Source organism: Nocardia abscessus NBRC 100374, assembly GCF_000308455.1.
Lineage (GTDB): Bacteria > Actinomycetota > Actinomycetes > Mycobacteriales > Mycobacteriaceae > Nocardia > Nocardia abscessus.
In genome coordinates this window covers 1-10,027 of sequence record NZ_BAFP01000126.1, presented here as the reverse complement: position 1 = coordinate 10,027, position 10,027 = coordinate 1, and the positions used below count along the sequence as shown (strand labels likewise).

At 68.5% G+C, this 10,027-nt stretch carries 2 protein-coding genes; both read left to right on the top strand.

Annotated features, from left to right (window positions below):
• A partial coding sequence (locus ON19_RS25990) for a condensation domain-containing protein (protein ID WP_043698368.1) occupies positions 1–2,527 on the top strand: 2,527 nt, incomplete at its 5' end.
• A gap of 220 nt (positions 2,528–2,747) precedes the next feature.
• A partial coding sequence (locus ON19_RS25985) for a non-ribosomal peptide synthetase (protein ID WP_043698371.1) occupies positions 2,748–10,027 on the top strand: 7,280 nt, incomplete at its 3' end.

Here is a 10,027-nt window from a genome sequence, read left to right as displayed (position 1 = left end):
CTTGTCCACGGCGGTGTTCCGGGCACCGAGCTCACCGGTGGAACAAGCGGTAGCCGACGTCTACGCCGGGCTGCTCGGCGCCACCGACATCGGCCTCGACGACGACTTCTTCGCATTGGGTGGCAACTCGCTGCTGGCCACCCGGGTGGTCGCGCGGATCAACGAAGCACTCGACGCCGATCTGGCCGTGCGGGAATTGTTCGCCGCCCCGACCGTGGCCGCGCTGGCCGCCCGCGTGGTGCCCGGCGCCGGCGGCGGGCGACGCCCACTACTGGAACGCGCCGAACGCGGCGAACCGATCCCGCTGTCGCTGGCCCAGCAACGCATGTGGGTGCTCAACCAATTCGACCCCGCCTCCCCCGCCTACAACATCCCCATGGCGATCCGGTTGAGCGGCGCCCTGGATGTCTCCGCGCTGCGCTACGCGCTGGCCGACGTCCTCGAACGCCACGAATCGCTGCGCACCCGCTACCCCGCCGGCGGACCCGGCGGGCTCCCGTTCCAAGAAATCCTGTCGGTGGCCCAAGCCATGCCCGCCGGGCTGGAAGTCACCATCACCGACGACCCGATCACCCGGATCACCGAACTGATGTCCACCGGCTTCGACGTCACCGAACACGTCCCGGTGCGGGCACTGCTGCTGGAAACCAGCCCCGAAGAACACCTCCTCGCCGTGGTCGCCCACCACATCGCCGCCGACGGCGCCTCCATGGCACCCCTGGCCCGCGACCTGGTCACCGCCTACCTCGCCCGCATCGGCGGCAACTCCCCCCGCTGGGCGCCCCTGGAAGTGCAATACGCCGACTACGCCATCTGGCAACGACAAGTGATCGGCACCGACGACGACCCCACCTCCGTCGCCGCCCGCCAACTCACCTACTGGCGCAGCCAACTCGACGGACTGACCGGCGAACTGGAACTGCCCCTCGACCGCCCCCGCCCCCCAGTGGCCAGCATGCGCGGCGCCAACACCGGCTTCGCGGTCTCCCCCGACATCCACCACGCCCTCACCACCCTGGCCCGCGAACACAACTGCACCCTGTTCATGGTCGTCCACGCCGCCCTGGCAGTCCTGCTGGCACGACTGTCCGGCGAGGCGGACGTCGCGATCGGCACCCCCATCGCCGGACGCGGCGAACGCGCCCTCGACGACCTGGTCGGCATGTTCGTCAACACCCTCACCCTGCGCACCCGCGTCGAAGCCGCGATGCCGTTCACCGCCCTGGTCGACCGCGCCCGCGAAACCGACCTCGCCGCCTTCGCCAACGCCGACATCCCCTTCGAACGCGTCGTGGAAGTCCTCACCCCCGCCCGCGCCACCACCCACAACCCCCTGTTCGGGGTCGTCCTGTCATTCCAGAACAACGAACAACCCACCCTGCAACTACCCGGCCTCACCATCACCACCCTCGACACCGGCACCGTCGCCGCCAAATTCGACCTCCAAGTCAACATCCACCCCCACCACCACCCCGACGGCACCCCCGGCGAACTCGACACCATCATTACCTACGCCACCGACCTGTTCGACGAACCCACCATCCACACCCTCGGCCACCGCCTCCAACGCATCCTCACCACCATCGCCACCAACCCCCACACCCTCATCGGCGACATCGACATCCTCGACCAAGCCGAGCGGGAGCGGATGGCGGCCGCGGCCGAGCCGGTGAGTGTCGAAGCGCCCACGGCGACCGCGGGCACGGCGCTGACCCAGGCGCTGGCGGCCGCGGTCGAGGACGATCCGGACGGACCCGCCGTGGTCTTCGGTGAAAACGCGCTGTCCTACCAGGATCTCGATGCTCGCTCGTCGCGGTTGGCGCGGGTGCTCATCGCGCGCGGCTGCGGACCCGGCGCGGGCGTCGCGGTGCGGCTGGATCGTGGGATCGAGGCGGTCGTCGCCACCTGGGCCGTACTCAAGGCAGGCGCGGCGGTGGTGCCGGTCGACGCACTCGACGCGGCACTGCCGGACGACCTGGAGATCAAGGTCGGTGTGACGGTCGGCGATTCGCGGTCGATCGGCGCGGTCGACTGGCTGGCGCTCGACGACGCCACAGTGGTCGCCGAGATCGCCGCCGAGTCCCCGCGCCCGGTCACCTACGCACACCGCACCCGTGCGTTGCGCGGCAGCGACCCGGCGTTCGTCGGCGCGCAGGTGTTCAGTTACGACGACCTGGCCACGGCGGCCGGACGGCTGCGTGCGCGCACCCAGCTGACCTTCGAGTCGCGCACCTTCCAGCACGGCAGCCCGCAGTCTCCGGCCGCGGTGGTCGAAGTTGTCGCCGCCGGATCGGTGGGCGCGTCGGTGGTGCTGGTAGACGCGGACGGCGAGCTGACCGAGTCGCTGGCTGACGAGTGGGTAAGCCATCTGGTGACGGATCGGACCGGGCTGGACACGCTCGACCCGACGGGGATGGAGGATTTGCACGCGGTGGTGCTCGACAATGGAGTGGGCGCCGTGCCCGCGGGACCCTGGACGAATGTGGCTACGATCGTGGAGTTCACCGAGTTGTTCGCCACCGAGTGAGGGCGATTCGCGGTCAGACGCAAGCCTCCGGTTGTGTGACTATGCACACAGCCGGTTGGTTTGCTGTATCAGGGCGTCCGCTGGAAATGTGTCACGGACGTGTTCTAACAGGCAGGATGTGCAGAGTTTTCATGTTTCGCTTGTCGGGGAATAGTCTGCCGGCTCTTGGATGGGGGACCAGGAAGCACGAAGCGACCAGGGAACGCGAAACGGGGCTCGCGTGACGCGGCCCGCGCGGGTGCGGCCCACACGCACCCGGCGACCCAGGGTCACCACCCTCCCGCAACTGATGGCAACCGCCGTCGAGGCCCATCCGACCGGCACCGCGGTTGTCTTCGCCGACGCGGTCAGCTCTAGCGGGCACCTCACTTACGCGGAGCTCGACGCCGCATCCACCCGGCTGGCGCGTCTGCTGATCGATCGTGGCGTGGGTCCGGAGGATCTGGTCGCGGTGGGGATACCGCGGTCGGTCGAGTCGGTGGTCGCGATCTGGGCGGTGGCCAAGACGGGTGCGGGGTTCGTTCCGGTGGATCCGAACTACCCGGCCGATCGCGTCGAGCACATGGTGAAGGACTCGGGCGCCGTGCTGGGGCTCGCCGTCACGCGCGTGGTGGCGGACCTGCCCAGCGAGATCGAATGGCTGATCATCGATTCCGACACCTGCGCCCAGCAGTTGGAGCAGTACCCGACCGAACCGGTCACCTATGCGGATCGGCTGCGGCAGCTACGCGCGGAGCATCCCGCTTACGTCATCTACACCTCGGGCTCGACCGGCATGCCGAAGGGCGTGGTCGTCACGCAGGCGGGGTTGGCGAGTTTCTGCGCCGAGCAGCGTGATCGGTATCGGGTGACGAGTGCGTCGCGGACGCTGCATTTCGCGTCGCCGTCGTTCGACGCGTCCGTGCTGGAGTTGCTGCTCGCGCTCGGCGGCGCGGCCACCATGGTCGTGGTCGCGCCGACGGTCTACGGCGGTGACGAGCTGGCGGCGCTGCTGCGCCGGGAGGCCGTCACGCACGCGTTCATCACCCCGGCGGCGCTCGCGTCGGTGGACCCGGCGGGTCTGGACGAGTTGCGTGTGGTGGTGGCCGGTGGCGAGGCGTGCCCGCCGGAGCTGGTGCGGCGCTGGGTGCGTCCGATCGCCGACGGCGACCGGGAGTTCTACAACGGCTACGGGCCGACCGAGACGACGATCATGACGAACATCAGCGCGCCGCTGGTGCCCGGCGAGCTGGTGAACATCGGCGCGCCGATCCAGGCGACCACCGAGTACGTGCTGGACGAGCGTCTGGTGCCGGTGCCGATCGGTGTCGTCGGCGAGTTGTACATCGGCGGACCGCAGCTGGCTCGCGGCTACCAGTTGCGCCCCGGCCTCACGGCCATGCGTTTCGTGCCGAACCCGTTCGACCCGAACCACTCTCGGCTCTACCGCACCGGCGATCTGGTGCGCTGGACGCCGAATGGTGAGCTGGAGTACCTGGGTCGCAACGATTTCCAGGTGAAGATCCGGGGTTTCCGGATCGAGCTGGGTGAGATCGACGCGGTGCTGGCCGCGCACGAGACGGTCGACTTCGCGGTCACCGTCGGACACCAGTTGGACAGCGGCGCGACGATTCTCGCTTCCTACGTGCACGCCGCCAGTGGTCGCTCGATCGACACCGACGAGCTGCTCGGGCATGCCGAACGCAGTCTGCCTGCGCACATGGTGCCGACCTCGCTCACCGTGCTGGAGGAGATCCCGCTGACGCCGGTGGGCAAGCTGGATCGTCGTGCCCTGCCCGCCCCGCAGTTGCAGACCAAGGAGTTCCGCGCCCCGTCGGGCCCGCTCGAGCAGTTGGTCGCCGGCGTCTTCGGCGACCTGCTCAGCGCGGGTGACGAGATCGGCGCGGACGACGACTTCTTCGAGCTGGGCGGCAATTCGCTGATCGCCACGCAGGTCGCCGCCCGGCTCGGGGCGTCGATCGGCGCGCGCGTGCCCGCGCGCACGGTGTTCGAAGCGCCGACGGTCGCGCTGCTGGCGGCCCGGCTCGCCGAATTCGACAGTGGTCCCGCTCGTCCCGCGTTGGTGGCGCAGCAGCGTCCGGAGCGGGTGCCGTTGTCGTTGGCGCAGCAGCGGATGTGGTTTTTGAATCAGTTCGATACCGGTTCTGCGGCGAACAATATTCCGTTCGCGGTGCGGTTGTCGGGTGTGTTGGATGTGGCGGCGTTGCGGGCGGCGGTCGCGGATGTGGTCGAGCGTCATGAGACGTTGCGGACGGTGTATCCGGCGGTGGACGGTACGGGTTATCAGGTGGTGGTGCCCGCCGCGCAGGCCGTCCCCGACCTGACGCCGCACAGCCTCACCGCCGACGAGCTCCCGGACTGGCTGCGCACTTTCGCCGTCGCCGGTTTCGACGTGGCGGCCGAGGTGCCGCTGCGGCTTTCGCTCGCACGCGTGGGCTCCGACGACTACGTGCTCGCCGTCGTGGTGCACCACATCGCGGCCGACGGCACGTCCATCGCGCCGCTGGTGCGCGACCTGATGACCGCTTATGTCGCGCGGAGCGCGGGCGCTGCGCCCGGCTGGGCTCCGCTGCCGGTGCAGTACGCCGACTACACGCTGTGGCAGCGCGCCGTGCTCGGCGACGAGAACGACCCGCGCTCCGTGGCCGCGACGCAGATCGCCTTCTGGCGCGACGCCCTGGCGGGCGTTCCGGATCGGCTCGACCTTCCGATGGATCGGCCGCGGCCCGCGTCGGCCTCCGGGCGCGGCGGCGTATTCACCTTCACCGTCGATGCGCCGACCCGGGCCCGGCTCGACGATCTCGCACACGCTCGCGGCGCTTCGCTGTTCATGGTGGTGCATGCCGCCTTCGCGGCGCTGCTCGCCCGGCTGTCGGGTTCCTCCGACATCACCATCGGCACGCCGGTCGCCGGTCGCGGTGAGGCGGAACTCGATGATCTGGTCGGTATGTTCGTCAACACGCTGGTGTTGCGCACCGAAGTCGATCCGGCGGCGTCGTTCGCCGAGCTGCTGACGGCGACCAAGGAGCGGGACCTCGCGGCCTTCTCGCATGCCGAGTTGCCGTTCGAGCGGCTGGTCGAGGTGCTCGACCCGGTGCGGTCGCAGGCGCAGCACCCGCTGTTCCAGGTGGCGCTGTTCTTCCAGAACATGGATCAGGCGCAGCTCGAGCTGCCCGGCCTGTCGGTCGGCGCGGTCGAATTCGACGGCGCGGTGGCGAAATTCGATCTGCAACTGACCCTCACGCCGCAGGAAGGTCCGGACGCGGGCCTGGCGGCGATGTTCACCTATGCCGCCGATCTGTTCGACGAACAGACGGTCGCCGAATTCGCGGGCCGCCTGAACCGGCTGCTGCGCGCGGTCGCCGCCGATCCCGATCGCGCGCTGGGCGATATCGAGCTGCTCAGCGTGGTCGAGCGGGACCGCATCCTGCACGAGTGGAACGACACCCGCTACCCCGTCCGCTCGCAGCTGCTGCTCGACGGCTACCGCCGTGCCGTCGAGGCGCACCCGGACGAGGTCGCGGTGGTGTTCGAGGGTGTCGGGCTGACGTATCGGGAGTTCGATGCGCGGGTGAATCGTTTGGCGCGGTTGTTGATTTCGCAGGGTGTGGGTGCGGAGTCGTTGGTGGGGTTGGCGGTTCGTCGGTCGTTGGATCTCGTGGTGGGGATGTATGCGGTCGTCGCGGCGGGTGGGGCGTATGTGCCGTTGGATCCGGATCATCCGGCTGAACGTATCGCGCATATCCTCGACACCGCCCAGCCCGTCTGCGTCGTGACCACCGGTGCGGACGCGGCGGTTCTCTTCGGTGACGTCCCGACCCTCGCCGTGGACACGCTGGATCTCGAAGGATTCGACGACAGCCCGGTGCGTGCGGAGGAGTTGGTCCGCCCGCTGCTGCCGGACCACCCGGCATACGTGATCTTCACCTCGGGATCGACCGGCAGGCCGAAGGGCGTCGCGGTCTCGCACGCGGCGATCGACAATCAGATCGCCTGGATGCTCGCGGAATACCCGCTGGGTCCGGACGACGTGTACTTGCAGAAGACGGCGACGACGTTCGACGTCTCGCTGTGGGGCTACTTCATGCCGCTGCGCGCGGGAGCGAAGCTCGTCGTCGCTACGCCGGACGGCCATCGCGATCCCGCGTATGTCGCGGAAACCATTGCCGCGCAAGGCGTGACGGTGACCGATTTCGTGCCGTCCATGCTGACGGTCTTCGCCGCGCACACCACGCCGGGCAGCTGCCCGACGCTGAAGCACGTCTTCGTGATCGGCGAGGCGCTGCCGCCGGAGACCGTAGCGGCGATGCAGGCGGTGTCCGACGCCGCTGTGCACAATCTCTACGGGCCCACCGAGGCGGCCGTCTCGGTGACCTACTGGCCCGCGGCGGCGGACGAGCGTTCCGTGCCGATCGGCTTGCCGCAGTGGAACACCCAGGTGTACGTGCTGGATTCCTGGTTGCGGCCGGTTCCGGTCGGTGTGCCGGGCGAGCTGTATCTCGCCGGTGATCAGCTGGCACGCGGTTATGTGCGGCGTCCCGATCTGACCGCCGACCGGTTCGTGGCCAACCCGTTCGCGTCGGGCGAGCGGATGTACCGGACCGGCGACCTCGTCGTGTGGCGTAACGACGCCGACGACGCGGTGCTCGATTATCTCGGCCGGACCGATTTCCAGGTGAAGTTCCGTGGTCAGCGGATCGAGCTGGGCGAGATCGAGACGGCGCTGCTGGCGCAGCCCTCGGTGAGCCAGGCGGTCGCACTCGTCGCGCCGTCGTCGCTGGGTGATCAGCTCGTCGCCTACGTCGTCCCCGCTCCGGGAGATCGGATCGACGCGCAGGCACTGCGGTCCGCGATCGGTGAAACCCTGCCCACCTATATGGTTCCGGCCGCCATCGTGGCGCTGGCGGAGTTCCCGCTGAACTCCAGCGGCAAGCTGGACCGCAAGGCGCTGCCGGAGCCGACCTTCGAGACCAAGCACTTCCGTGCGCCCGCCACCGCGGTCGAGGAGATCGTGGCCGGAGTATTCGGTGAGGTCCTCGGCTTGGGACGGGTCGGCGCGGATGACGATTTCTTCGCGCTCGGCGGCAACTCCCTGGTGGCCACGCAGGTGGTGGCGCGTCTGGGTGCCGCGGTCGGCGCGCGGGTGGCGGTGCGGACCTTGTTCGAAGCGCCCACGGTCGCGGCTTTGGCGGCGGCACTCGAGTCCCGCACGCACGGTGAGCGGGGTGTGGAGCTGGGAAGTATCGCCCGTCCCGAGCAGTTGCCATTGTCGTTGGCGCAGCGGCGGATGTGGTTCCTCAACCGCTTCGACCAGACCGATGATGCCGGCGACCAGATCGGTTCGGCGGCCTACAACCTCCCGTTCGCGCTGCGCCTGACCGGTGCATTGGACGTGGCTGCGCTGGGCGCGGCCCTGAACGACGTGGTCGCGCGCCATGAGGTGCTACGCACCGTGTATCCGGAGACTCCGGATGGTCCGGTGCAGGTGGTGTTGCCCGTGGGACGGGTTGCCCTGGACCTGACTCCCCGAGTGCTTGCCGAGACCGATGTGGCGAGCACCGTGTACACCCTGGCCGCGACTCCGTTCGACGTGACGGCCGAGGTGCCGCTGCGGGCGACGCTCATCCAGCTCGACGGCGCGCCGGATACGTTCGTGCTCGCCGTGGTGGTGCATCACATCGCGGCGGACGCGTCGTCGATGGGTCCGCTGGTGCGGGACGTGATGATCGCGTACGCGGCGCGAACCTCCGGTGACGCACCGGGGTGGTCGCCGTTGCGGGTGCAGTACGCGGATTACGCGTTGTGGCAGCGTGCGGTACTGGGTGCGGAATCCGATCCGGAGTCGGTTGCCGCGCAGCAGATCGGGTTCTGGCGTGCGCAACTGGCCGGTCTCCCGGACGTGCTGGAGTTGCCGACGGACCGGCCGCGACCTGCGGTAGCCTCCATGGCCGGTGCGCGGGTGGACATCGAGATCGATGCCGCGACCCACGCCGGACTCGTGGACTTGGCGCGTGCGCATGGCGCGACGTTGTTCATGGTGGTGCATACGGCGTTCGCGGTGTTGCTGGCCCGACTGTCCGGCAGTTCGGATATCGCGATCGGAACACCGATCGCGGGTCGCGGTGAGCGTGCGCTCGATGACCTGATCGGTATGTTCGTGAACACCGTGGTCTTCCGGACGCGGTTCGAGCCGGGTGAGTCGTTCGCCGCCCTGCTGGGCAGGCAACGTGAATCCGATCTGCGGGCGTTCGCGCACGCGGACGTGCCGTTCGAGCGGTTGGTGGAGGTGCTGAATCCGCCCCGGTCCACGGCGCACCATCCGTTGTTCCAGGTGGGGTTGTCGTTCCAGAACATCGCGCGGACCGCGTTGGAACTGCCCGGGTTGACGGTGGCCGGTGTCGATGCCGATTTGGATGTGTCGCAGTTCGATCTGCATCTGATCGTCGGTGATGCGTATGAGGAGTCGGGTGCGGCTGCCGGTATCGGTGGGTTCTTCACGTATGCGACCGACCTGTTCGACCGTGCGACCGTAGACGGTTTCGCGGCGCGCTTCTCGCGCATCCTCGCGGCCGTGGTCGCCGATGCGAACACCACGGTCGGCGATATCGAACTGCTCGCCGATGCCGAACGGCACGACGTGCTGGCAGGCTGGAACGCAACCGACCAGAGCGTCGACGCGAGCGCGACACTGGTCTCGCTGCTCGACGCCAGTGTGGCGGCCGATCCGCGCGCTACGGCGCTCGTCGCCGACGCGTTCGATGGGGAGCGGGTCGAACTGACCTACGCTGAACTCGACGCCAGGGTGAATCGTCTTGCGCGGCATTTGGTCTCGTTGGGTGTGGGTCCGGAGTCGCGGGTCGCGCTCGCGCTTCGGCGGTCGGTCGATTTGATCGTGGCGATGTATGCGGTGGCGAAGTCCGGTGGTGCGTATGTGCCGGTGGATCCGGATCAGGCTGCTGAGCGTACGAGTTACATCTTGGAGACGGCGGCACCGGTCTGTGTGCTGTCGAATGCGGATGCTGATTTCGATACCGATGTAGCGCCGGTGGTGCGGATCGATGAGCTCGATCTGTCGGGTGTGGACGCCAAGCCGGTCACCGATGCCGATCGTGTCGCGCCGTTGCGTCCGGAGAACACCGCGTATGTGATCTTCACGTCCGGTTCGACGGGTCGCCCGAAGGGTGTGGCGGTGCCGCACGGTGCGATCGCGAATCAGTTGCAGTGGAAGAACGTCGAGTTCGGTCTCGACGCGGCGGATGCGATTTTGCTGAAGACGGCAGCGACGTTCGATCTCTCGGTGTGGGAGTTCTGGTCGGCTGCGGTGTGTGGTGGGCGTTTGGTGATCGCTTCACCGGACGGCCATCGAGACCCGGCGTACCTGAACGAACTCATGGCACAGGAATGGGTCACGACGCTGCACGTCGTGCCGTCCATGCTGGATGCGCTGCTGTCGGCTGGTATGCCGGATTCGCTGTGGCGGGTGTTGGCGATCGGTGAGGC